Annotated in this window: 24 protein-coding genes; 14 read left to right on the plus strand and 10 right to left on the minus strand. The window is 71.6% G+C overall.

Going from position 1 to position 24200, the window contains the following annotated elements; translation table 11 throughout:
* Positions 1 to 35 precede the first annotated feature (35 nt).
* Entirely contained in the window at positions 36 to 1358 is a 1323-nt protein-coding gene (locus I847_RS0118890; RefSeq protein WP_081681176.1) for a citrate synthase, read from the plus strand.
* A gap of 65 nt (positions 1359 to 1423) precedes the next feature.
* Here I847_RS0118890 and I847_RS0118895 read toward each other — a convergent pair whose 3' ends face one another.
* Positions 1424 to 2320: a hypothetical protein gene (locus tag I847_RS0118895; protein WP_028050938.1), complete on the minus strand. Its 897-nt coding sequence runs from the start codon at positions 2318 to 2320 to the stop codon at positions 1424 to 1426.
* Positions 2317 to 3291, minus strand: coding sequence for a 2,3,4,5-tetrahydropyridine-2,6-dicarboxylate N-succinyltransferase (dapD, locus tag I847_RS0118900; protein ID WP_028050939.1), 975 nt, complete (start codon positions 3289 to 3291; stop codon positions 2317 to 2319). The genes I847_RS0118895 and dapD overlap by 4 nt, the downstream gene beginning before the upstream one ends.
* A gap of 42 nt (positions 3292 to 3333) precedes the next feature.
* Here dapD and dapE point away from each other — a divergent pair, with 42 nt between their 5' ends.
* From dapE to I847_RS0118930, 6 genes are all read left to right on the plus strand, one after another.
* The gene (dapE, locus tag I847_RS0118905; RefSeq protein WP_034610910.1) at positions 3334 to 4434 is read left to right on the plus strand and encodes a succinyl-diaminopimelate desuccinylase; all 1101 of its coding nucleotides are present in this window, start codon (positions 3334 to 3336) and stop codon (positions 4432 to 4434) included.
* Between the two features lie 186 nt (positions 4435 to 4620).
* Positions 4621 to 5436, plus strand: coding sequence for a TIGR00730 family Rossman fold protein (locus I847_RS0118910; protein WP_028050941.1), 816 nt, complete (start codon positions 4621 to 4623; stop codon positions 5434 to 5436).
* Complete coding sequence (gene folP, locus I847_RS0118915; RefSeq protein WP_051275071.1) at positions 5433 to 6344, plus strand: dihydropteroate synthase; 912 nt, start codon at positions 5433 to 5435, stop codon at positions 6342 to 6344. Before I847_RS0118910 ends, folP begins: the two co-directional genes overlap by 4 nt.
* The gene (locus I847_RS0118920; protein WP_028050943.1) at positions 6341 to 7588 is read left to right on the plus strand and encodes a hypothetical protein; all 1248 of its coding nucleotides are present in this window, start codon (positions 6341 to 6343) and stop codon (positions 7586 to 7588) included. The genes folP and I847_RS0118920 overlap by 4 nt, the downstream gene beginning before the upstream one ends.
* Positions 7589 to 7776: 188 nt before the next feature.
* Entirely contained in the window at positions 7777 to 7944 is a 168-nt protein-coding gene (locus I847_RS26370; RefSeq protein ID WP_013772033.1) for a DUF3117 domain-containing protein, read from the plus strand.
* Positions 7945 to 7946: 2 nt separating this feature from the next.
* Positions 7947 to 9539, plus strand: a complete 1593-nt coding sequence (locus tag I847_RS0118930) for a M17 family metallopeptidase (RefSeq protein ID WP_028050944.1) — start codon at positions 7947 to 7949, stop codon at positions 9537 to 9539.
* Here I847_RS0118930 and I847_RS0118935 read toward each other — a convergent pair whose 3' ends face one another.
* Positions 9540 to 11165 carry an MFS transporter gene (locus I847_RS0118935; protein WP_028050945.1) on the minus strand — a complete coding sequence of 542 codons (1626 nt, stop codon included), beginning with the start codon at positions 11163 to 11165 and terminating at the stop codon, positions 9540 to 9542.
* Positions 11162 to 11794: an O-methyltransferase gene (locus I847_RS0118940; protein WP_028050946.1), complete on the minus strand. Its 633-nt coding sequence runs from the start codon at positions 11792 to 11794 to the stop codon at positions 11162 to 11164. The genes I847_RS0118935 and I847_RS0118940 overlap by 4 nt, the downstream gene beginning before the upstream one ends.
* Before the next feature lie 209 nt (positions 11795 to 12003).
* On the opposite strand from I847_RS0118940, the gene sigE reads away from it, so the two are divergent.
* The 7 genes from sigE (at position 12004) to I847_RS24895 (ending at position 18375) form a co-directional block, all read left to right on the plus strand.
* The gene (gene sigE / locus I847_RS24885) at positions 12004 to 12597 is read left to right on the plus strand and encodes an RNA polymerase sigma factor SigE (RefSeq protein ID WP_034611219.1); all 594 of its coding nucleotides are present in this window, start codon (positions 12004 to 12006) and stop codon (positions 12595 to 12597) included.
* Positions 12594 to 13559 (plus strand): anti-sigma factor, encoded by a 966-nt coding sequence (locus I847_RS0118950; RefSeq protein ID WP_028050947.1) that lies wholly within the window; start codon positions 12594 to 12596, stop codon positions 13557 to 13559. The genes sigE and I847_RS0118950 overlap by 4 nt, the downstream gene beginning before the upstream one ends.
* Positions 13556 to 15184: a trypsin-like peptidase domain-containing protein gene (locus tag I847_RS0118955; RefSeq protein WP_028050948.1), complete on the plus strand. Its 1629-nt coding sequence runs from the start codon at positions 13556 to 13558 to the stop codon at positions 15182 to 15184. The genes I847_RS0118950 and I847_RS0118955 overlap by 4 nt, the downstream gene beginning before the upstream one ends.
* A 30-nt stretch (positions 15185 to 15214) precedes the next feature.
* The gene (locus tag I847_RS24890) at positions 15215 to 15607 is read left to right on the plus strand and encodes a twin-arginine translocase TatA/TatE family subunit (protein ID WP_369751757.1); all 393 of its coding nucleotides are present in this window, start codon (positions 15215 to 15217) and stop codon (positions 15605 to 15607) included.
* An 83-nt stretch (positions 15608 to 15690) separates the two neighbouring features.
* On the plus strand, positions 15691 to 16725 hold the full coding sequence (trpS, locus tag I847_RS0118965) for a tryptophan--tRNA ligase (RefSeq protein WP_028050949.1): 1035 nt from the start codon (positions 15691 to 15693) through the stop codon (positions 16723 to 16725).
* Entirely contained in the window at positions 16722 to 17294 is a 573-nt protein-coding gene (locus I847_RS0118970; protein WP_028050950.1) for a 2'-5' RNA ligase family protein, read from the plus strand. Before trpS ends, I847_RS0118970 begins: the two co-directional genes overlap by 4 nt.
* A gap of 10 nt (positions 17295 to 17304) precedes the next feature.
* Complete coding sequence (locus tag I847_RS24895) at positions 17305 to 18375, plus strand: YihY/virulence factor BrkB family protein (protein ID WP_081681179.1); 1071 nt, start codon at positions 17305 to 17307, stop codon at positions 18373 to 18375.
* On the opposite strand, the gene I847_RS0118980 is transcribed toward I847_RS24895, so the two are convergent.
* The 6 genes from I847_RS0118980 to sdhC form a co-directional block, all read right to left on the minus strand.
* A complete protein-coding gene (locus I847_RS0118980) occupies positions 18301 to 19731 on the minus strand; it encodes a YncE family protein (RefSeq protein ID WP_081681149.1) in 1431 nt (476 codons plus the stop codon). The genes I847_RS24895 and I847_RS0118980 overlap by 75 nt on opposite strands.
* A 36-nt stretch (positions 19732 to 19767) precedes the next feature.
* Entirely contained in the window at positions 19768 to 20535 is a 768-nt protein-coding gene (locus tag I847_RS0118985) for a phosphotransferase (protein WP_028050952.1), read from the minus strand.
* 105 nt (positions 20536 to 20640) lie between these two features.
* Positions 20641 to 21399: a succinate dehydrogenase iron-sulfur subunit gene (locus tag I847_RS0118990; RefSeq protein WP_028050953.1), complete on the minus strand. Its 759-nt coding sequence runs from the start codon at positions 21397 to 21399 to the stop codon at positions 20641 to 20643.
* A complete protein-coding gene (gene sdhA, locus I847_RS0118995; protein WP_028050954.1) occupies positions 21399 to 23249 on the minus strand; it encodes a succinate dehydrogenase flavoprotein subunit in 1851 nt (616 codons plus the stop codon). The genes I847_RS0118990 and sdhA overlap by 1 nt, the downstream gene beginning before the upstream one ends.
* A gap of 32 nt (positions 23250 to 23281) precedes the next feature.
* A complete protein-coding gene (sdhD, locus tag I847_RS0119000) occupies positions 23282 to 23740 on the minus strand; it encodes a succinate dehydrogenase, hydrophobic membrane anchor protein (RefSeq protein ID WP_028050955.1) in 459 nt (152 codons plus the stop codon).
* A complete protein-coding gene (gene sdhC, locus I847_RS0119005; protein WP_369751761.1) occupies positions 23740 to 24123 on the minus strand; it encodes a succinate dehydrogenase, cytochrome b556 subunit in 384 nt (127 codons plus the stop codon). The genes sdhD and sdhC overlap by 1 nt, the downstream gene beginning before the upstream one ends.
* Positions 24124 to 24200 lie beyond the last annotated feature (77 nt).

The raw sequence follows: 24200 nt of genomic DNA on the forward strand, positions 1-24200 counted from the left end.
TCCCCGCCCCCGAGCCGTCGCAGGAGAGGAACACCATGTCGGACGTCGTCACCGTGCCGGTTCACCAGCCCGTCCACCAGCCCGTCCAGCTGATCGTCGACGGCAAGTCGAAGGACCTGCCGATCGTGACCGCGTCCGAGGGCAACGACGGCATCGTCGTCTCCTCGCTGCTACGGGACACCGGGCTGGTCACGGTCGACCCAGGGTTCATGAACACCGCGTCCTGCGAGTCGAAGATCACGTACATCGACGGCGACGAGGGGATCCTGCGCTACCGCGGGTACCCGATCGAGCAGCTGGCAGAGAAGTCGACGTTCCTCGAGGTCGCGTACCTGCTCATCCACGGTGAGCTGCCCACGCCGACCGAGCTGGACGGGTTCGTCGAGCGCGTGAACCGGCACACGCTCGTGCACGAGGACTTCCGCACGTTCATGGGGACGTTCCCGCGCAAGGCGCACCCGATGGCCGTCATGTCGTCGGCGATCAATGCGCTCGCCACGTTCTACCCGGAGTCCCTCGACCCGTTCGACCCCGAGACGGTCGAGCTCGCCACGGTGCTGATCCTCGCCAAGACGCGGACGATCACGTCCTACGTGCACCGCGCGAGCAAGGGCGAGCCGCTCCTCTACCCGGACTACTCGCGCGGCTACGTCGAGGACTTCCTGCGCATGACGTTCGCGGTCCCGTACCAGCAGTACGAGGCGGACCCGAAGATCGTCGCGGCGCTGGACCAGCTCCTCATCCTGCACGCCGACCACGAGCAGAACTGCTCGACGTCGACCGTCCGGATCGTCGGCTCCAGCCACGCCAACCTCTACGCGTCCGTCGCCGCCGGCATCAACGCCCTGTCCGGCCCGCTGCACGGTGGCGCCAACGAGGCGGTGCTCAAGATGCTGACCGAGATCCAGGCCAACGGCGGCGACGCGTCCGGGTTCATGAAGCGCGTCAAGGACAAGGAGCCGGGCGTGCGGCTCATGGGCTTCGGGCACCGCGTCTACAAAAACTACGACCCGCGCGCCGCGATCGTGAAGAAGAGCGCCGACTCCGTGCTGGCCGCGCTCGGTCACAACGACGAGCTGCTCGACCTCGCCATGGGCCTCGAGGAGATCGCGCTCAACGACGAGTACTTCATCTCGCGCAAGCTCTACCCGAACGTCGACTTCTACACCGGCCTCATCTACAAGGCGATGGGCTTCTCCGAGGAGATGTTCACGCCGCTGTTCGCGCTCGGCCGCATGCCGGGCTGGATCGCGCAGTGGCGCGAGATGATGACGGACCCGCAGACGAAGATCGGCCGCCCGCGGCAGATCTACACGGGCGCCGTCGCGCGCGACTATCCCGGCATCGACGCCCGCTGAGCAATCCGCAGACGTCCGCACTCGTGGGGCGTACGACCCTGACGAGTGCGGACGTTCCGCGTTGCCTACGTCGTGATCGTGAGGCTCACGGTGCCCGCGGGCACCGGGGTCGTCGACGGGCCCCAGGTTCCGCCCGCGCGGTCCCAGGTCTGGTCGCCGACGCTCACCGACGTCAGTCCCAAGGGGTCCGAGACGGCGACGGCCCACTGGGCGAGCGCCCAGTCCCGCTCCCCGGCGTCGTCGACGGACGTCACCGCCGAGGTGGGGAACGTCAGGGTCGCGCCACCGTCGATGGGCGTGACCTCGACGGGCACGTGAGAGCCCAGGTCCCGTTGGATCCGCGCGACGACGGCGTCCGAGGTGCTCGGCGCGGCGTCGTGCAGGGTGCAGGTCAGGGCGCCCGGCGAGTTGCCGGTGAGCGCGGAGGCCCAGGCGCGCGAGGTCTCCTCGTGCTGGGCGTAGGCGTCGGGGAAGCCTGAGCGTTGGACCGCCTGGGCGGCCTCGGTGACGGGCAGGTCGCGGTAGCCGGGCACCTTGATCAGGTGGTCGTAGAAGGTGCCGGCCGCGTACAGCGGATCCTGGACCTGCTCGACGGTTCCCCAGCCCTGCGACGGGCGCTGCTGGAACAGCCCGAGGGAGTCACGGTCGCCGTAGTCGACGTTGACGAGCCTGGACTCCTGCATCGCCGTCGCCAGGGCGATGGTCACCGCCCGCGCGGGCAGCTCGCGCTGGACGCCGAGGCCTGCGATCAGGGCAGCGTTCTCCGCCTGCGTCGTCGACAAGGACCAGGTCTGGCCGTCGACCGTCGCGTCGCACCGGTCCGCGAAGGGCGCGGGAGGGTGGGTGCGGGTGAGGAACCAGACGACTCCGCCCACGCCCAGGGCCAGGAACGCCAGTGCGACGAGAACGGCGCACCCGGTTCGTCGGGCCGACCCGGCCCGACGCCTGCGACGGGCGCTCACTCGTTCGTGTGCAGGGATGCGTTGAGCTCGACGCCCGAGCCCGCACGCGTGACCGCCTCGACCCCACCGGTGAGCGAGTTGCGGCGGAACAGGATGTTGTTGCGGCCCGCCAGCTCGCGGGCCTTGACGACGATCGGCTCGGTCGGTGCCGAGGCAGAACCGGCACCGAGCAGAGTGACCTTCGTCCCCGCCGTGACGTACAGGCCGGCCTCCACCACGCAGTCGTCGCCGAGCGGGATGCCCACGCCGGCGTTGGCGCCGAGCAGGGTCCGGCTGCCGATGGAGACGACCTCGCGGCCTCCGCCCGAGAGGGTGCCCATGATCGAGGCGCCGCCGCCGATGTCCGAACCGTCCCCGACGACGACCCCGGCCGAGACGCGTCCCTCGATCATCGAGGTGCCGAGCGTGCCGGCGTTGAAGTTCACGAACCCCTCGTGCATGACGGTGGTCCCGGCGGCGAGGTGAGCCCCGAGCCGCACCCGGTCGGCATCCGCGACCCGCACTCCGGCGGGCACGACGTAGTCGACCATCCGCGGGAACTTGTCGACCGACAGGACGGTGACCGGCACGCCGGTCGCCGCCCGGATCCGACCGCGCGTGGCCTCGAACCCCTCGACGGCGCACGGACCTCGGTCGGTCCACACGACGTTGGGCAGCACCCCGAACAGGCCGTCGAGGTTCTGGCCGTGCGGCGCGACGAGCCGGTGCGAGAGCAGGTGCAGGCGCAGGTAGGCGTCGGCGGTGTCCGCCGGGGGAGCGTCCAGGTCGATCACCGTCCGCACCACCTGGATGCGGACCGCGCGGGCGTCGTCCTTGCCCTCGGCGGCGGTCAGCGCCGCGGGCGGCTCGGTGTCCGAGTCCGGGGCTCCCAAGGCCGGGGAGGGGTACCAGACGTCAAGGGTGGTGCCGTCGTCGGTCACCGTGGCAAGGCCGTAGGCCCAGGCCGTCCGCGCAGTCGCGCCAGCATTCATGGCCCCAACCCTAGGACAAACGGGTGGGGCTAAGGTCGCGTCGTGGCTCCCGAGACCCCTGTCATCCTCGACCTGTCCACCGACCCCGTCGCGCTCACGCGGGCCCTGTGCGACATCGCGTCGGTCAGCGGTGACGAGCGCGCGATCGCGGACGCCGTAGAAGCGGCGCTGCGCGGGTACCGGCACCTCGAGGTCCTGCGGGACGGCGATGCGGTCGTGGCGCGCACGAACCTCGGCCGTCCGACGCGGGCCGTCATCGCGGGCCACCTGGACACGGTGCCGGTCGCGGACAACCTGCCGACGCGTCTGATCGGCGAGGGAGCGCTCGCGGAGCTGTGGGGACGGGGCACCGTCGACATGAAGGGTGGCGTGGCCGTGCAGCTCGCGCTGGCGGCGGAGCTGTCAGAGCCGACGCACGACGTGACGTGGGTGTTCTACGACCACGAGGAGGTCGCCTCCGACCTCAACGGCCTGGGGCGGCTGGTGCGCAACCACCCGGACTGGGTGCGTGGCGACTTCGCGGTGCTCGGCGAGCCGACCGACGGCGGCCTGGAGGGCGGCTGCAACGGCACGCTGCGCGTCGAGGTCCGCCTGGAGGGCGTCGCCGCACACTCCGCGCGGGCGTGGATGGGTCGCAACGCCATCCACGCGGCGGGCGAGGTGCTCCGCCGGCTCGAGTCCTACGAGCCGGCGTCCGTCGAGGTGGACGGTCTGGTCTACCGGGAGAGCCTCAACGCGGTCCTCGTCTCGGGCGGCATGGCAGCGAACACGATCCCGGACTCCTGCGTGGTGACGGTGAACTACCGGTTCGCGCCGTCGGCGTCGGTCGCCCAGGCCGAGGCGCACGTGCGCGACCTGTTCGAGGGCTACGACGTCGTCCTGGTGGATGCTGCCGCCGGCGCGCGCCCGGGCCTGGACGCGCCCGCCGTCCAGCAGTTCGCAGCCGCGGTCCTCTCGGTGACCGGCGGCCAGGCCGGCCCCAAGTACGGCTGGACGGACGTCGCGCGGTTCGCCGAGCTCGGCGTCCCGGCGGTGAACTTCGGTCCGGGGGACCCGCTGCTGGCACACAAGCGCGACGAGCACGTCGTCGTCGGCCAGATCACGCTCGTCCACGAGGCGCTGCGGCACTGGCTGACCACCTGACCCGATCCCTCCGAACGTCCGCCCTCGTGGGCCCAATACCCCCCACGAGCGCGGACGCAGCGGCCGACCGTCGCGGTACGTCCGCCCTGGTGGGGGTCATAGGCCACACGAGTGCGGACGTTGCGGGTGGGTGACCGTTCGGTGACTATCGCCGTCGTCGGCGCTCGCGGACCTAGAGTCGGTGCCATGAGCGACGACGGTCAGCCCACAGCCGGACTCGGCTACCGCAGGGGCCCGGTCCTCCTGCGCGGCCAGCAGATCCCCAAGACCACCTCCGACCAGCGCCTGCTCAGCGGCGGCGACGGCGCCGACTGGCTGCACGGCGACCCGTGGCGCGTGATGCGGATCCAGAGCGAGTTCGTCGAGGGGTTCGGGGCGCTCGCGGAGGTCGGGTCGGCGGTCAGCGTCTTCGGCTCGGCGCGCGTGCCCGCGGACCACCCGGACTACGCGGTCGGCATCGCGGTCGGACGCCGCCTGGCGGAGGCGGGGTACGCCGTCATCACCGGCGGCGGCCCGGGGATCATGGAGGCCGCGAACCAGGGCGCCAAGCTGGCTGGTGGTCTGTCGGTCGGGCTGGGCATCGAGCTGCCGTTCGAGCAGGGCATGAACCAGTACGTCGACCTCGGCGTGAACTTCCGGTACTTCTTCGCGCGCAAGACGATGTTCATGAAGTACTCCGAGGGCTTCGTGGTGCTGCCCGGTGGGTTCGGGACCTTCGACGAGCTCTTCGAGGCCCTCACCCTCGTGCAGACGCACAAGGTGATCGGCTTCCCGATCGTCCTCGTCGGGCGCGCGTACTGGCAGGGCCTCATGGACTGGGTGAGCAGCGCGGTGCACGAGCGTGGGATGGTCGGCCACGCCGACATCGAGCTGATCAAGGTCGTCGACACCGCCGAGGAGGCCGTCCAGGCCGTCCTGGCACGGGGCGCCGAGCTGCGGGCCGAGGAGGAGCGGGCGGCCGCCGAGACCGCGCTCGCGCAGCAGTCGCCGGAGAGCGCGTGAGCGTGGTCCCACCCGCGGGTGCGGCTCTGCGGCTGCGCGGTCGCGAGATCGGACCGGACCGACCCGTCGTCATGGCCGTCGTGAACCGCACTCCCGACTCGTTCTACGCCCCCGCACGCCACGACGACTCCTCCGCGGACGCCGCCGTGGCACGTGCCGCGGACGAGGGAGCGGACCTCGTGGACCTCGGCGGTGTCCGCGCCGGCCGGGGACCGCGGGTCGACGCGGCCGAGGAGATCGCCCGGGTGATCCCGCTGGTCGAGCGCGTCCGTCGACGGCACCCCGACCTGCTGGTCAGCGTCGACACGTGGCGGGCGGAGGTCGCCCGGGCAGCGGCAGACGCGGGCGCCGACCTGATCAACGACACGTGGGCGGGGCACGACCCGTCACTCGTCGAGGTGGCGGCCGAGCGCGGTCTGGGCATCGTCTGCTCGCACACGGGCGGCGCCCTCCCGCGGACCGATCCGTTCCGCGTCGAGTACCCGGCCTCGCAGGGTGCCGACCCGCTGGACGGCGTCCTCGACGACGTCGTGCGCACGGTGTCGTCCGCGGCGCGTCGAGCGGTGGACCTGGGCATCGACCCGGCCAGCATCCTGGTGGACCCGACGCACGACTTCGGCAAGAACACCTGGCACAGCCTGCACCTGGTCCGCCGCACGGAGGCGCTCGTCGCGCTCGGCCATCCCGTGCTCATGGCGCTGTCCCGTAAGGACTTCGTCGGCGAGAGCCTCGACCTGCCGGCGGAGGAGCGCCTCGAGGGCACTCTCGCGGCGACGGCCGTCGCCGCCTGGCTGGGCGCCCGGGTCTTCCGGGCGCACGATGTGCGCGCGACCCGCCGAACACTCGATATGGTCGCCACGATCCGCGGGGACCGAGCCCCCGCCAGGACGGTGAGAGGACTGGTGTGAGCGACGTAGCCGCGGCCGTCCCCACGTCCGCGACGCGTCTGTGGGAGTGGACGCGGACGCGGCCGTGGTGGCTCCAGGTCCTCGCGGTGTACGCCGGGGCGCGTGTGGCCACGACGCTGGTCTTCCTCTGGGTCGCGTCGATCCAAGGCCCGAACGCATGGACCCCGGCCCACCCGGGCTACTTCCCGTACGTCGGGTTCCTCTTCGACGGCAGCTGGTACCGGCACGTTGCGGAGAACGGCTATCCGAGCACGCTGCCCGTGGACGCTTCCGGCAAGGTGCAGCAGAACGCCTGGGCGTTCTTCCCGCTGTTCCCGCTGACGGCGCGCGGCTTCATGGAGCTCACGCGGTTGCCGTGGGAGGTCGTGGCCCCGACGCTCGCGCTCGCGCTCGGTGCCGTGGCGATGCTGGCTATCCACCGGTCGATCGCTGAGGGTGCTCCTCGCGCGGTCGCCGCACGTCCGGGGCTCCCGCTGGCCACGGTCGCCGTGGTCAGCGTCTTCCCCACTGCCGCGGTGCTGCAGACCGCCTACACCGAGGCGCTGGCCCTCGCCCTGATCGCGGCCGCGCTGCTCGCGCTGATCCGACGGCAGTACGCGTGGATGGCGCTCGCCGTGCTGGCGCTCGGCTTCACCCGAGCCGTGGCGCTGCCCATGGCGGCCGTCGTCATGGTGCACGCGTTCGTCCGTTGGCGGCAGGCTCGCGCGGACCGCGACACGTTCACCTGGCGAACCGGCGTCGGAGTCGGCGCGCTCGCGGTCTGGTGCTTCGCCTCGGGTCTGCTCTGGCCGGCGATCTGTGGCTGGGTCACCGGGACCTCGGACGGCTACCTGCGGACGCAGGAGGCCTGGCGCGGGGTCGCCAGCGTGACGCCGTTCTACGGCTGGACCTACGTGCCGACCTTCTGGTTCGGGCAGTGGGCGGTCCCGATCGTCGTGGCGGGCGCGGCACTGGTCGTCGCGACGCTCGTCGTGCCGGCGGCCTGGCGGCTGGGCAACGAGCTGCACGCGTGGGCAGCGGCGTATCTGGGCTACATCGCGGCGGTCGTCGAGCCCGGCAGCAGCCTCGCGCGGTTCCTCCTGCTCGCCTATCCGCTCGGCGCCGTCACCGCCGGCGTGGTGACCCGGCCCACCGCGGCGCGGCGCTGGTGGTTCGTGTGCGTCCTCCTGCTCATGTTCGGCCTCCAGTTCCTCTGGGTCAGGGAGATCTGGCAGGCCAACCCGGGCCCCGACTGGCCGCCGTGATCGTCGTGCGGGAATCTGGACGTGCGTCCGATCGGTGGGTGGGCAGCGCAACGGTCAAGGTGAGGGCCGTCCTGTGAACTAGGATGGATCCCGGACAACCGGCAGTGGAGGCAGACGTGAGGTGCGCGCGAGCGCGCCCCGTGACGCCTCGCAGCTGCCCGGACGCACGAGCGAAGGAGACGCCCCGCATGGCCGCGATGAAGCCGAGGACCGGTGACGGCCCGCTCGAGGTCACGAAGGAAGGCCGTGGCATCGTCATGCGCGTGCCGCTGGAGGGCGGGGGACGGCTGGTGGTCGAGCTCAACGCGACCGAGGCCGCAGAGCTGGGTGAGGCCTTGACGTCCGTCGTCAGCTGACGATGGCACGCGCAGGTTCGGCGGAGCGGATCGGACGAACGCCTCCGACGGTCACTCTGGCCGGGGGGACGATCGCCGATTCGACACTGCTCACGGACGGGTCGACCGACGCGGTCGCCGTCCCGGTGTCCCCTGCGCGCGACGGTGACGACGCGCTGGCCCCGGGGGAGGGGACGGCGGCGGCGGCGGCCCGGTACGGGATCGACCTCGCCGAGATCGGCGAACGCGCGCACCTCGCGGGCAAGGCGGGGGACGTCTACGTCCTGCAGCTGCCCCGCCCTGTGGGGTCGTCGGTCGTCCTGCCGTGGGCCGGTCTGCCGCCCCGGCTGGTGCTCGTCGGAGTGGGGGCCGGGCGTCCCGACGACCTGCGTCGCGCCGGCGCTGCGCTCGCCCGCGCCACACGCGGCCTGCGCCGGGTGGTGACGACCCTCGGCGCCGAGGCTCAGCAGACCGCGTCGCAGGCGGCGACCGCGGCGCGCGCTGTGGCGGAGGGATATCTGCTCGCCGCGTACACGCCGTTGCGGATCACGGCGAAGGACGAGACGACGGAGCTCACGGAGCTCGTCCTGCTCGGGCGCGACGGGTCCCGCGCAGCGGCCGCCGTCGGCGCGGCGCGGACCGCGGCCACGGCCACCTGGCTGGTCCGAGACCTGGCGACCACCCCGTCCAACATCAAGAACCCGGAGTGGATGGCCGAGCAGGCGCGCCGGCTCGGCAGCGCAGCCGGGCTCGAGGTCGTCGTCCGAGGACCGCGCGAGCTCGGTGAGCACGGCGGGATCGTGGCGGTCGGCGGCGGGTCCGCCTCGTCGCCACGGCTCGTCACCGTCGGATACACGCCTGCGACCTTCACACCGGGGTCCGGCACGCACGTCGTGGTCGTCGGCAAGGGCATCACGTTCGACACGGGCGGCCTGTCCATCAAGCCCAGCGACGCGATGGTGCCCATGAAGACGGACATGACCGGCGCCGCGGTCGCGCTGGCCACCGTGCTGGGCGCCGCCGCAGACGGGATCGCGCACCGGGTGACCGCGGTCCTGCCCCTCGCCGAGAACCACGTCGGAGCCTCGTCGTACCGACCCGGTGACGTGCTGACGATGTTCGGTGGCACGACCGTCGAGATCGCGAACACCGACGCCGAAGGACGCCTCGTGCTCGCCGACGCCCTGGCATGGGCAGACGCCACCCTCGACCCGGACGTGCTGATCGACGTCGCCACGCTCACGGGCGCGGCGACCATCGGGCTGGGCAAGCAGCACGCCGCCCTGTACTCGTCGGACCCCGTCCTCGCCGACGACCTGGTCGCGGCCGGGCAGGCATCCGGCGAGCTCGCCTGGCACATGCCGCTCGTGGACGACTACGAGGAGGCCGTGCGTTCGGACGTCGCGGACCTGCGGCACGTGCCGCTCGACAAGAAGATCGGGGGCGGGTCGATCACGGCGGCACTGTTCCTGCGGCACTTCGTCGGCGCGCGGACCTGGGCCCACCTCGACATCGCCGGACCCGCCCGGTCAGGCTCGGACAAGCACGAGGTCAGCGAGGGCGCGACCGGATTCGGCGCACGTCTGCTGCTGCGCTACCTCGACGACCTGCGCTGATCAGGCGGCCGCGACCTCGGGCTTCTTCTCCGAGCCCGGCTGCTCGGCCGGGATCCTGCCCGTGAAGAACAGCCCGATCACGGCGATGAGGGCGAGCACCGCGAGAGCGCTGCGCAGGCCGTCGAGCCGCGCCTGAGCGTTCTCGTCGACGATCGCGGTGGCAGCGTCGTCGCTGACGCCCGCGTCCTCGAGCGCCGACTGGAGCGCGGCGTCGGAGATGAACGGGATGCCCGCGGCCAGCTCGACGCTCGCCGTGCTGGACACCTCCGCCGGCACGGCCTCGTTGTGCGCGATCCCCGCCAGGAACGACGACGTGAGCATCGCGATGAGGATCGAGCCGGCGAGCGCGGTGCCCAGGGAGGCGCCGAGGTTGGTGGCCGTGTTCTGCAGCCCACCCACCTCGTCGCTCTCGTCCGCCGGCACCGCCGAGACGGTGACGCTGCCCAGCTGGGACGCGAGCGCGCCGATCCCCAGGCCGGCGAGCAGCAGCGGCACGGTGACGATCTCCGCGCCCGCCGACGACTCCATGGCGGTGAACAGCGAGACGATCCCCAGGCACAGCGACAGGATGCCGAGCCGGACCACGCGCCGCGGGTTGGCGTTGGGGAAGAAGCGCGGGATGCCGGCGGCGGCGAGCAGGAGCGTGATGGACAGCGGCATGATCCGCAGCCCGGTGTCGATCGCGGAGAGCCCGAGCGCGACCGACAGGTACAGCGGGATGGTGAAGAACAGGCCGGCCTGGATCAGGAACTGGAAGAAGAACATGAGCAGGCCGCCCGTGAACTGGCGGTTGGTGAACATCTCGAGCTCGACCAGCGGTTCGCGGCCGCGGCTGACCATGCGGCGCTCCCAGGTGGTGAACAGCCACAGCACGAAGATGCCGGCCAGCACGAGGATGATCGTCGGCGAGAGCCCCAGGATCGCGGGACCACCCGGCTTGGGCATCACCCAGCCCCACGAGCTCGAGCGCAGCACACCGAAGACCGCGAGCCCGAGACCGGTGGCCGACAGGACGGCGCCGATGATGTCGAGCCGCGGGCCGCGCTCCGTCTCCGGGTCCGAGATCTTGCGGGTCCGCAGGAGTATGAACAGCACCACGACGACCTCGCCGGCGAACACCCAGCGCCACGAGAAGTAGGTCGTCGCGAAGCCGCCGATGAGCGGGCCGAGGGCGACCGCGACGGCGCCGGCCGCCATGACCAGACCGTAGGCGCGGGGACGACCGGCCATCGGCACGTTGCTCGCGACGAGGGCGACGATCGCGGGCAGGATCAGCGCGGCACCGATGCCCTCGAGCAGCGACCAGCCGAGCAGCAGGATCGGCAGGTTGGGTGCGAGGGCCGTCGTCAGCGACCCGGCGCCGTAGATGACGCAGCCGATCGCGAAGGCGCGCTTGCGCCCGATCAGGGTGCCGACCTTGCCGCCGGGGATCATGAGCATCGCCATGACCAGCGTGTAGAGCGTGATGGCCGTCTGGATGCCCTCGATCGTCGTCCCCACGTCTTCCGCGACCGTGGCGATCGCGACGTTCATGACCGAGCTGTCGAGGGTCATCAGGAACTGGCCCGCGCCGAGAGTCAGGATCACCGCACCGGCGGTCGAGGCGGCGCGGGTGTCGACGCTCACCGCTTGACCGCCACCAGCAGTCCGTCCCCGGAGGGTAGGAGCGTCGAGACCAGTCGGTCGTCCGAGCGGACCACCCGCCCGACCTCACGGATGATCGTCGTGGTCTCGTCGCGTCGCGCCGGGTCGGCCACGCGGTCGTGCCAGAGCGCGTTGTCGACGGCCAGCACGCCGCCCGGCCGGAGCATGCGGACCGCCTGCTCGACGTACTGGGGGTAGCTCTCCTTGTCGGCGTCGACGAACACCAGGTCGTACGCGCCGTCGGTGAGCCGGGGCAGCACGTCGATGGCTCGACCCGGGATCGTGCGCGTGCGGGTCGGCTTGACGCCCTCCTCGGCGAACGCCTCCTTGGCCGCGCGCTGGTGCTCGAGCTCGAGGTCGATCGTCGTGAGCACCCCGTCCGCCGGCATGCCGCGCAGCAGGTACAGGGACCCGACGCCGGCGCCCGTGCCGATCTCGACGACGGCGCGTGCGGACACGGCCGCGGCGAGCACGGTCAGTGCCGCACCCGAACCCGGCAGCACCGGCGTGCAGCCGAGCTGACCCGCACGCTCCCGGGCGCGCAGCAGGACGTCGTCCTCCGGCACGAACTCCTCGCAGTAGACCCAGCTCTGGGCCTTGTCGGTGGAGATGGCTGCCTCCTACGGGTATGGGCGGTCCTCGCCAGCGTAGTGGGGCGGTCGAACCCCGGGTGGGAGGTGTGCGGAGACGTCGGCTCCTCTGACGGCGGAAACCTTTCGCCCGTCCCGAGCGTTCCTTGAGTTCGAGCTCCACAGGTTTGCCTGGGAGACTGGTGGACGACATGGCTGACCGCGAGGAGACGTTCCCCGATGAGCACCCGATGAGCACCGAGCCCGCCACCTGGCAGGCGCCGTCGTGGGAGGACATCGTCCGCGACCACTCGGCGCGGGTGTACCGGCTGGCCTATCGCCTCACCGGCAACAGGTTCGACGCCGAAGACCTCACGCAGGAGACGTTCGTCCGCGTGTTCCGCGCCCTGCACTCCTACCAGCCGGGCACGTTCGAGGGTTGGCTGCACCGCATCACCACCAACCTCTTCCTCGACCAGGCTCGTCGTAAGCAGCGCATCCGTATCGACGCCATGGGCGAGGACACGGAGCGGTACGCGTCCGGTGACCAGCTCGCGGCGCCGGAGCGCGCGTTCGAGCACGGCAACCTGGACCTCGACGTGCAGCGCGCCCTCGACGAGCTGCCGCCGGAGTACCGGGCGGCGGTCGTCCTGTGCGACATCGAGGGTCTGTCGTACGAGGAGATCGCGGTGACGCTCGGCATCAAGCTCGGCACGGTGCGTTCCCGGATCCACCGGGCCCGCGCCCGCCTGCGGGTGTCCCTCGAGCACCGCGCGCCCGAGGCTCTGAGCCTGCTCCCCGGGCTTTCCGACGACGAGGCGACGAGCGAGACGGTCCGGCGATGACCGCGCACCTCGGCTCCCGGATCAGCGCTCTGGTCGACGGCCAGCTCAGCGTCACTGCCACGGAGCGCGCGCTGGCCCACGTGGCAGCCTGCCCGCTGTGCGCGGCGGAGCTGTGCGCCGCCCGCTCCGCGCGTGCCGCCCTCACGTCCGTCGACGAGCCGTGCCCGGCACCGGACCTGACCGCCCGGCTGCTCTCGCTGCCGGGCAGCGCACCCATCGACCAGGTCCGCAACGACCCGTTCGCCGCGCCCACGCCCGGATCTCGCTCGGAGCTCGCGTCGTACGGTGTGACGTCGCCCGGCGGGTGGCTCGGCCGCTCGAGCGTGCGTGGAGACCTGCGACAGAAGCGCGCGGGCGTCCGCCTCGTCGCCGGCTCGATGGCCGGGGTCGGCGCCGTCGCGGCGATGCTCTTCGTCCTGGGCGAGCGGCCGGCCGTCGTACCCACCAGCCAGCCCGGTGCCGACCTCGGACTGCTCGGCGGGGCGATCACGGACCGGCAGCCCGCGTCGTTCGACACCGGGCCCCGGTCCGCCGGGTCCGGCGCGATCTCCGTCGCCTGGCTGCAGGCGCACCGGTGGTCCTTCCCGACCGAGCTGCCCGAGGGCTGGACGGTGAGCGCCGTGCGCTGGTCCGGTGACCGAGACAGCGAGCTCGAGGTCGACGTGGTCGGCCCGGAGGGCTCCGTCGTCGTGACGGAGCAGCAGGGCCGCCTCGACACCGGCGCACTCGCGGGTGCGCCGACGAGCGAGGTCGGCGGGCGCGAGGTCTTCGTGCTCTCGTACGCGCCCTGGCACGTCGTCTGGCAGGCCGACTCGACCGTGGTGCAGGTGGTCGCCTCGGAGTCGAGCGGCTCCGCGGAGCAGCTTGTGGGAGCCTTTCCCGGCGGCGCCTTCGACGACGGCGTGCCCGCGCAGATCACGCGCGGCTGGGACACCGTGACAGGAGCTCTCGAACGACCATGAGCACACCCGACGACCCCTCGGTCCCGGGTGCCCCGCACGGCGCACCCTCACCCGAGGGCCCCGCGCGCGCGGCTGCCCCGGACGACGGCTTCCCGTTCGCGTCCCCGGCGGGACAGCGCCCGCTCCCGGCGACTCCCGAGGCGCCCGTGCACCCCGAGGCGGCGAGGAACCCGTACGGGCCGCCCGCCCCGCCTCCGCCGGCCCCGTCGGGGACTGCGCCCGCGGCGGACCCGCAGACCCCGGCCCCCGTGGACCCGTGGACGCCGGCCGACGCCGCCGACCCGCGGACCGCGGGGCCCGCCGCCGACCCGCGGACCCCGGGCACCTCCCCGAACCCGTGGGCATCGGCGCCGACGCCGGCTCCCGAGCCGTGGGGCGCGCCTCGTGATCCCTGGAGCCCGTACCCCCACGATCCGCGCCCCGCACCGGACGCCGTTCCCCCCTGGGGTGCGGCCACCTATCCCAACCCCGCACCCACGCCGGGTCAGGTGCCGCACCCCGCCGTCAAGACGGTGACCAAGAAGCGCCGGGCGCTGTCGGTCGTCTGGGTGGTTCCGCTGGTCGCGCTCGCCCTGGTCGCCGGGCTGGTGGGGGGAGTGGTCGGCGGACGCATCTCCGCCACGGACCACCTCGAGGACGCGGGCCTGCCGCCCGCGGGCACCGGCACGGCCTCCATCGAGCGAGCGCCCGACTCGGTGGCGGGGATCGCCAGCGGTGTCCTGCCGAGCGTCGTCTCGATCCAGGTGGACGGCGCGCTGGGCAGCGCCACGGGCTCGGGCTTCGTGCTCCGCCAGGACGGCTACCTGGTGACCAACCACCACGTCGTCGCGCAGGCCGACACCGCTGCCTCCACGACGATCACGGTGACGTTCGTCGACGGCAGCGAGAAGCCCGCGACCATCGTCGGCAGCACGTCGGACTACGACCTCGCGGTTCTGAAGGTCGAGGTCGACGGGCTCACGCCCCTGCTCCTGGGGGACTCAGGTGCGGTCGTCGTGGGTGACCCGGTGGTGGCGATCGGTGCACCGCTCGGTCTGGCCGGCACTGTGACCACCGGGATCGTCAGTGCGCTGAACCGCCCCGTCACCGCCGGTGACGAGAGCAGCACCGCGTTCATCAACGCGATCCAGACCGACGCCGCGATCAACCCGGGCAACTCCGGCGGTCCGCTGGTCAACGCCGCGGGTGAGGTCATCGGCATCAACTCGGCGATCGCGCAGCCGCCGGGCTCCACCTCGACGGTCGGCGGGAGCATCGGCCTCGGGTTCGCCATCCCGTCCAACCAGGTGCGTCGCACGGCCGACCAGCTCATCGAGACCGGTCACGCGACGTTCCCGATCATCGGCGTGCTGCTCGACAAGAGCTACACGGGCGAAGGGGTGCAGGTCTCCGCCAAGAACCAGAACGGGCAGCCACCGATCAGCTCGGACGGTCCCGCCGACCGAGCGGGGATCCACCCCGGCGACATCATCCTGGCGATCGACGGCCGCCCGGTGACGCAGCCCGACGAGCTGATCGTCGCGATCCGCGCGCTGACGCCCGGGGACACCGTCCTCCTGCGCGTCCGCACCGGGTCCGCGGAGCGGGACGTCCGCGTCAGGCTCGACGAGTCCTCGGCCCCCTGAGGAATCCGGCCCGAGAGGTAGTCTGGCGAGGTGTTGTTCGACATCAACGGCGGAGAGTGGATCATCCTCCTCGTCGTTGCCGCGCTCATCATCGGTCCGTCGCGGCTGCCCGGTTACGCCGAGCAGCTCGGCACCCTCGTGCGACGCGGTCGGGTGTTCCTGCGGGACGCCAAGGCGCGTGTCGACCAGGAGCTGGGCGAAGAGGCCAAGGACGTCGACTGGGCGTCGCTCGACCCTCGTCGCTACGACCCGCGCCGGATCGTGCGGGACGCCTTCCTCGACGAGCCCGCGCCGCCCCCCGTCCGTCAGGTGACCCGGCCCGGTGCGGCTCCCGCGTCGAACACGGGTGTCGTCCGTGGTGGAGCGGTCGCGGCCGTCCCCGTCGTCGCCCAGCGTGCGCCGTTCGACGACGAGGCCACCTGACCGACCCGACCCCACCCCCGCTCCGGTGCGGCCACCTGGGCGACTCGGCCGTCCCACCGTCGGCGACCTGTAAGAATGGGCGGATGCACTTGGCGCCGCAGTCGTCGCGCATCTTCTCGGGGATGCAGCCCACGTCCGACTCCCTCCAGCTCGGCAACTACCTCGGGGCACTGACCCAGTGGGTGGCGCTGCAGGAGGAGCACGACGCTCTCTACTGCGTGGTGGACCTGCACGCGCTCACGGTCAACCCTGACCCGGCCGTCCTGCGTGAACGGACCCGACGCACGGCGGCTCAGTACCTCGCGGCCGGCGTGGACCCGGCCCGCTCGATCCTGTTCGTCCAGTCGCACGTGCCCGAGCACACCGAGCTGGCCTGGCTGCTGTCCTGCCACACGGCCTTCGGCGAGGCCAACCGGATGACGCAGTTCAAGGACAAGTCCGGCAAGCACGGGACCGACGGCACCACGGTCGGCCTGTTCACCTACCCGGTCCTCATGGCCGCGGACATCCTGCTCTACGACACCACCCTGGTCCCCGTGGGCGAGGACCAGCGCCAGCACCTCGAGCTCACGCGCGACCTGGCGAACCGCATCAACAGCCGGTTCGGCTCGGACACGGTGGTCGTGCCGGAGCCGTACATCGTCAAGGCCACCGCGAAGATCTACGACCTGCAGGATCCGACGGCGAAGATGAGCAAGTCCGCCGAGAGCCCGAACGGTCTGATCGAGCTGATGGACGATCCGTTGGTCGTGACCAAGCGCATCAAGAGCGCGGTGACCGACGCGGGGACCGAGATCCGCTTCGACCCGGAGCACAAGCCGGGCGTCTCGAACCTGCTCACCATCTTCTCGGCGCTCACCGGCCGGTCCGTCGAGTCGCTCGAAGGTGACTACGCAGGGAAGGGCTACGGCCACCTGAAGGTCGACCTGGCGGAGGTCGTCGTCGACTTCCTGCGTCCGTTCCAGGCGCGCGTCAACGGCTACCTCGCCGATCCGTCCTCGCTCGACGACGTGCTGGCCGACGGAGCCGACCGCGCCAGCGATCTTGCCGAGGTGACCCTCGCGCGGCTGTACGAGCGCTCGGGGCTCCTGCGGCGGCGCGCGCGGGTCCGCGCGTGAGGCTCCCCGAGCGCTCGGGCGACCAGCTCCGGATCGGCATCGCCATCACGGTGCCGGAGCCGTACGGCTCGATGCTCCAGTCGGCGCGTGCGCGGTTCGGTGACCCCTGGGCCGACTTCATCCCGCCGCACATCACGCTCCTCGGCCCGACGGTCGTCGGGTACGACGCGATCGAGGCCGTGGACGAGCACCTGGCAGCCGTCGCCGCGTCGCACGTGCCGTTCGTCGTCCGGCTACGCGGCACCGGCACGTTCCGGCCCGTCTCGCCGGTGGTGTTCGTGCAGCTGGTCGACGGTGCCGCGGGGTGCGCGGCGCTCGAACGGAGCGTGCGGTCGCACGTGCTCGACCAGCGGGTGCAGTTCGAGTACCACCCGCACGTCACGGTCGCGCACGAGGTCCCGGACGAGCAGCTGGACGCTGCTTCCACGGACCTCGCAGCCTTCGACGCCACGTTCCTGGTGGACGCCTTCCACAGCTACACGCACGGGGACGACGGCGTCTGGCGGCCCGTCCGTGACTTCACGCTGACCGGCGCGGCAGCGGATGCCGGGGTCGGAAGCCCGACCTAGGGTGCAGGGCATGGCCACGGAGGACGCCCACCCGCCCGCCGGCGCAGGCACCGCGCAGGCGCACGCGTTGGCTGCGGAGCCCGACGACGCAGGAGCCGTCGACAAGCCGAGTCTGGCGACGCGTGGCATGGCGTTCTGGGACTGGGTCAAGCACACGCGCCCGATGCGGGCGAACGCGCGGTTCGGGGCCCGCAGCGGGGGAGTGCTCACGGGCGGGATCGCCTACTCGACGTTGTTCTCCGTGTTCGCGGCGCTCACCATCGGTTACACGATCTTCATGAGGTTCCTGGGCGACAACGAGCTGCTGCGCGCGCAGATGCTCAAGTCCATCGACGACGCGCTACCGGGTCTGATCGACACAGGCGACGGCAGCGGCGGCGCCATCGACCCGGACGCGCTCGTCCTGAACACTCAGCTGACGCTCGCCAGCATCGTCGCCGCCGTCGTCCTCCTGCTCTCCGCCATCGCGGCCGTCGCTGCCCTGCGCCGAGCCGTCCGTGCGATGTTCGCGGACGACAACGTGAACGGCAACGGGATGCGCGGCAAGGTGCGCGAGCTCGGCGGGTTCGCCTGTTTCGCGCTCGCGTTCCTCGCCTCGGCCATCCTGACGATCGCCGTGACGTCCGCGACGCAGTGGGTGCTGGGCGCGCTGGGCCTGAGCGGGTACACGACGACGATCCTCACGGTGCTCGGGATCGCCGTCGGCTTCGTCGTCGACGCCACGGTGTTCGTCCTGATCGTGACCGTTCTCGCGGATCAGCACCCGGCCCGGAAGGACCTGGTGTGGGGGGCGACGTTCGCGGGCATCGGGCTCGGTGTCGTGCGCCTGCTGGGGACCGCGGTCGTGGCGGGCAGCGTGCACAAGAACCCGCTCTTCACGTCGGTCATCGTGCTCGTCACGCTGCTGGTCTGGATCAACCTGCTCGCGCGCATCATCCTGCTGGTCGCGGCGTGGACCGCGGACCCGCCCTACGTGGACAAGCTGGCCCTGTCGCGCACGGCGGTGTCACGCCCGGCGGCGACGCGCCAGGAGGAAGGCACCCGCACCGAGCACCACGAGCCCGAGCGCCAGCCCCGCTAGCGGCCCGGACGTGCTCCCGGTCGCGGACAGCTCGCCCCCCTCGGGAACGGCGGGGACGGCGGGCGTGGCCGTCGAGGTCGGGGTCGGGGTCTGGGTGGGGGTCGGCGTCGGGGTCGGTACGGCCGTCACGGTGAGGAGGGCCGACTCGGACGTGGTCCACTCGAACACCACGCTGTGCACGACCGCCCGGACCTGCAGACCGGAGTCCGCGAGGACCGGGTTCAGTGTCAGCGTGGTCCCGGACACGTCGGGTACCGGCGTCCAGGTCGCACCGTCGCGGCTGGTCTCCCAGGTCACGTCGGTCACGTCTCCGGTCGTCGTCACGGAGAACGTCGCGGCCTCACCCTCGACGAGGCTCACGTCGACCGGCGCGGTGACCGTCGGGCGCTCGAACGGGATGACCGTGTCGTTCGCCGCATCCGTCACGTAGACCAGCCGCCCGTCGGGGGAGGCGTCGACGCCCTCGGACGACGGGTCGACGAGTGCGATCCCGCTGCGCAGGGGGTTGGCGAAGTTGACCACCTGGAGAGACGGCGTCGAGTTGGTGATGTACAGGCGGTCCCCGTCGGGGGAGACCGCGAGCGCGCGCGAGCCGGGCCCGACCGGCAGCGTCCTGGTCACGGTGTTGGTGTTGGGGTCGATCACCGAGACCGACGGGGTGCCCGAGTTGCCCACGTAGAGCTCGTCACGGACCGGGTTGTAGACGATGCCCCACGGGTTGTTGTCCACCGTGACCGTCGGCGGCGGGGGTGGGGGCGGCGCGGCGCACGTGAAGGTCGCGGTGTCGACCGCCTGCACGCCGTTCAGGTCGTACAGGGTCGCGTAGGCCGTGCCATGGGCGAGCGCGACACCGCGGGTCGGCGTCTGGAGCTCGCATCCCTGGGCCGCACCACCGGCCGCCGGGAACCGCGTGAACTGGCCGGTCGCGTTCGTCACGTAGACGAACGACGCGTCCGCGGCGATGCCGCTCGGGTTCCCGAGCGGCCCGAGCTGCGGGCTCACCGTTCCGGTGCTCGGGTCGACGATGTCGAGCGAGCCGGGGATCGGACCCTCGCCGATGGCCGACGCGTACACCCGGGTGCCGTCGGGCGAGACGGTGACATCGAACGGCTTGGGCGACGTCGCGATCATGTCGACGACCGTGCCCGTCGCCGTGTCGATGACGCTCAGCGAGTTGCCGTCGGCGTTCGCGACGTACGCGCGGGAGCTGTCCGGCGAGAACGCCACCCCAAGTGGACGGTCCCCGACGGGGATCGTCGGGCCGGGTGCTGCGACAGAAGGGGCGGGCGCGACGCCGACGGCGACGAGGGCCACGGCGCAGACGGCAAGGGCAGTGCGAAGACGACGGTCGGCCATCACGCCTCCTGGTGCGGGGACTCGCACCGTATCAAGTCAGGGCGATCCGGGCGCCATCCGAGCGTGCAGCTCCGGGATTCGGGCGCTCAACCTCGCGAGCCGCGCGAGGGTCGAGGCCGGTTCACCGATCTCGCCGAGACGCAGCATCCCGGGGTCCCCGGCCCGTTGGCCTGCGGCGATACGGTCCGTCGCGGCGACGATCCGGACCGGGACGTGGTCCAGGAGGTCGCCGGCGCCGATCGATCCGTACCCGTCCGCGATGGTGCGTAGTCCGTCGACCATCTCGGCCGCGTCGGCCTCGGGGTGCAGCAGGGCGGAGTTCCACGCGTACATCGCCACGTCGTCCAACGGGACGCCCGGCCCGGCGACGTCCCAGTCGAACACGCCCGCCAGCTCGTCACCGTCGAACGCGAGGTTGTAGATCGCCGTGTCGTGGTGGCAGACGATCTCCCCGGGCTCGAGCGCACGCTCGACGAACCGCCACCGGCGGGACTGCCGCGGGAACCCGGCCACCGCGGTGTGGAACGCCCGCAGCCAGCGCATGGCGGACCGCGTCTGGGCGGCTGAGGGCTGCTCCGTGCCGATGGCCAGCACATGCCCGGGCAGGAACGTGAGGATCTCGCGGCCACGGTCGTCGATGCCGAGCACCCGCGGAACCCTCTCGACGCCGGCCGCGGCGAGGAAGTCGAGCAGCTCGTGCACCGCCGGGGTCCAGGGGCCGGTCGGGCGGCGCACCGTGTCACCGACGCGGACCGCCCCACCCACGTTCCCGCCAGGCAGCGCGATCTCGGCGTCAGGCGTCACGGCGGCGCTCCAGGACGGGCTCGGCGCGGCGGCCCGCCGCGCGGCGACGATTCCGAGGATCTGCCGACGAATGGGCGGCGGATCCTCTGATTCTTGGCTGGCGGGTCAGAAGGCGCGCGTGATCATCGCGCGCTTGACCTCTTGGATCGCCTTCGTCACCTCGATGCCGCGGGGGCACGCCTCGGTGCAGTTGAAGGTCGTGCGGCAGCGCCACACACCCTCCTTGTCGTTGAGGATCTCGAGGCGCTGGGTGCCGCCCTCGTCGCGACTGTCGAAGATGAACCGGTGCGCGTTCACGATCGCGGCGGGGCCGAAGTACTGCCCGTCGGTCCAGAACACGGGGCACGACGAGGTGCACGCCGCGCACAGGATGCACTTGGTGGTGTCGTCGAACCGGGCGCGCTGCTCGGCGCTCTGCAGGCGCTCCTTGGAGGGCTCGGTCCCGGTCGTGATGAGGAACGGCATGATCTCGCGGTAGGACGCGAAGAACGGCTCCATGTCGACGACGAGGTCCTTGATCACCGGGAGGCCCTTGATGGGCTCGACGATGATCGGCTTCTTGATGTCGAGGTCCTTGAGCAGCGTCTTGCAGGCCAGGCGGTTGCGGCCGTTGATCCGCATGGCGTCGGAGCCGCAGACCCCGTGGGCGCAGGAGCGGCGGAACGTCAGGGAGCCGTCCTCCTCCCACTTCACCTTGTGGAGCGCGTCCAGCACGCGGTCGGTGCCGTGCGCGCGCACCGTGAACTCGTCCCAGTACGGCTCGCCGGTGCCGTCGTCGCCGGGCAGGTACCGACGGACCTTGAGCGTGACGTCGAAGGACGGGATCGCGGGTGCGGCCGAGGGGGCGTCGAGGGTGGCGGTCATCAGTACTTGCGCTCCATCGGCTGGTAGCGGGTCACCGTGACGGGCTTGGAGCCCAGCACGAGCTGGTAGTCCTCGAACACGGTGGTGTGGGCGAACGCACCCTTGTGGTCGCCGTCGCCGTCCGTGCCCCACAGGCGGTGCCCCTTGACCGGCAGGGGTCGGCGGTACGCCATCGTGTGCAGCATGTAGTTCTTGTCGTCGCGGTCCGGGAAGTCCTCGCGGAAGTGCCCGCCACGGGACTCGTCCCGGTTCAGGGCGCCGACGACGACCGTCTCGGCGATGTCGAGCAGGAAGCCGAGCTCGACGGCCTCGAGCAGGTCGGTGTTGAACATCCGGCTCTTGTCCTGGACGCTCACGTGCCGGAACCGCTTCTGCAGGCTCTTGACGTCCTCGAGCGCCTGCGTGAGCGACTCCTTGGTGCGGAACACCTGGGCGTTGAGGTCCATCGACTCCTGCAGCGCCTTGCGCAGGTCCGCCACCCGCTCGCCGTCGGGCCGCGTCCGGATCTCCTCGAGGCCGGCGACGACGGAGTCGGCGGCGCCCTCGGGCAGCTCGACCCAGGACGCCTGGAGCGCGTACGCCGCCGCCGAGATGCCTGCCCGCTTGCCGAACACGTTGATGTCCAGCAGCGAGTTGGTGCCCAGGCGGTTGGAGCCGTGCACGCTCACGCACGCGACCTCGCCGGCGGCGTACAGGCCGCGGATGACGTCGGTCTGGTTGCGCAGGACCTCGGCCTCGATGTTGGTGGGAATGCCACCCATCGCGTAGTGGGCCGTGGGGTAGACGGGCACCGGCTCCGTGTACGGCTCGATGCCCAGGTAGGTGCGCGCGAACTCGGTGATGTCCGGCAGCTTGGCGTCGATGTGCGCCGGCTCGAGGTGGGTCAGGTCGAGCAGGACGTAGTCCTTGTTCGGGCCGGCGCCGCGGCCCTCGCGGACCTCGTTGGCCATCGACCGCGCCACGATGTCGCGGGGGGCCAGGTCCTTGATGGTGGGGGCGTAGCGCTCCATGAAGCGCTCGCCCTCGGAGTTGCGCAGGATGCCGCCCTCGCCGCGCGCCGCCTCGCTCAGCAGGATGCCGAGACCCGCCAGGCCGGTCGGGTGGAACTGGAAGAACTCCATGTCCTCCAACGGGATGCCGCGGCGGTACGCCAGCGCCATGCCGTCACCGGTGAGGGTGTGCGCGTTGCTCGTCGTCTTGAAGATCTTGCCCGCGCCGCCCGTGGCGATGACCACCGACTTGGCCTGGAAGACGTGGATCTCGCCGGTGGCCAGCTCGTAGGCGACGACGCCCGAGACGTTGACCTCCTCGCCCTCGGCAACGTGGCCGGCCGCGAGGTCGTGGTCCACCAGCAGGTCCAGCACGTAGAACTCGTTGAAGAACTCGACCTCGTTCTTCACGCACTGCTGGTAGAGCGTCTGCAGGATCATGTGGCCGGTGCGGTCCGCCGCGTAGCAGGACCGGCGGACGGCGGCCTCGCCGTGGTTGCGCGTGTGGCCGCCGAAGCGTCGCTGGTCGATCCTGCCCTCGGGCGTGCGGTTGAACGGCAGGCCCATCTTCTCCAGGTCGAGCACCGCGTCGATGGCCTCCTTGGCCATGACCTCGGCGGCGTCCTGGTCGACCAGGTAGTCACCGCCCTTGACGGTGTCGAACGTGTGCCACTCCCAGTTGTCCTCCTCGACGTTGGCCAGTGCGGCGCACATGCCGCCCTGGGCCGCACCCGTGTGGGAGCGCGTCGGGTAGAGCTTGGAGATGACGGCCGTGCGTACGCGCGTGGAGGACTCGAGGGCGGCACGCATTCCTGCGCCGCCCGCGCCGACGATCACGACGTCGTACTGGTGGGTCTGCATCGGGGTCGATGCCTTCCTTGTTCTTGGGGAGGTCAGGCGGTGCAGAACGACGGCAGGAGGTCCGCCGGTGCGCCCGTCGGGCACGGGTCGAACGTGAAGATCACGAGCGTGCCCAGGACGACGACGACCATGAACGCGAGGTAGAGCAGGCACTTGAGCGCGAGGCGCAGGCCGTCACGCTCGGCGTAGTCGTTGACGATCGTCCGCACACCGTTCGTGCCGTGGATCATCGCGAGCCACAGCATCAGCAGGTCCCAGACCTGCCAGAAGGGCGAGGCCCACTTCCCGGCGACGAAGCCGAAGTCGATCGCCTTGACGCCCTCGCCCGCGACCAGGTTGACGAACAGGTGCCCGAAGATCAGGACGAGCAGGATGACACCGGAAGCTCGCATGAAGACCCAGCCGTAGAGCTCGGTGTTGCCGCGGGTGGTCAGGCGGGCGGGACGCGCCCGCGGGGCACGAGGCGCCTTCGGGTCGGCGATGGCGCTCATCACTCGCCCCCGAACACGTGCATGAGGTGCCGGGGCAGGAAGCCGGCCATCGTCACGACGAACAGGCCGAGGACGATCCAGAGCATCAGGCGCTGGTACCTGGGGCCCTTGGCCCAGAAGTCCACCAGGATGATCCGGATGCCGTTGAACGCGTGGAACACGATGGCGGCGACGAGCCCCGCCTCGCCGAGGCCCATGATCGGGTTCTTGTACGTGCCGATCACGCTGTTGTAGTCCTCGGGCGAGATGCGCACGAGGGCGGTGTCGAGGACGTGCACGAGGAGGAAGAAGAAGATCGCGACGCCCGTGACGCGGTGCGCGACCCACGACCACATGCCTTCTCGCCCTCGGTAGAGCGTCCCGGCGGGCGCTTTGCGCTTCACCGGCGCATCGGGCGCTGCGGACACTGGGGTCCTCCTGGCAAGTCAGAGGTGCGGACGACGGCGTCCCTAGACCACCT

This window comes from Cellulomonas sp. URHD0024 (assembly GCF_000426185.1).
Taxonomy (GTDB): Bacteria; Actinomycetota; Actinomycetes; order Actinomycetales; family Cellulomonadaceae; genus Cellulomonas.